Genomic DNA, 290 nt, shown 5'->3' on the forward strand with positions numbered 1-290 from the left:
GGCGCGATATGAAATGATGTGTCCACTCAAGCAGATTAGCGCGCTTGCCTCCCTTGTCGATCAATCCCATATCCTCCAGGTAATTATAGATCGGCCATGTTATGAGCCGCGCCACATCACTGTGACCGTGCGACGAAGAGCTGTGCCAGTTTGCCAGACCAGCAATTGACCACTCCATTTCAGCTGCACGCTTCGGGCCCGGGTGTATGGTGTGCTCAATGAATCGCTCCAGACTCATCGGTCCTTCATCTTCTGGTTCTGGCGTTTCGTGATGATCTAGTTCGGGGTCC

At 53.4% G+C, this 290-nt stretch carries 1 protein-coding gene; it reads right to left on the minus strand.

The features are described from left to right. A partial coding sequence (locus tag AC1RP1_RS08260) for a hypothetical protein (RefSeq protein WP_481762762.1) occupies positions 1-290 on the minus strand: 290 nt, incomplete at both ends.

The organism is Dellaglioa sp. CoH-56-MRSF-13 (assembly GCF_056782095.1).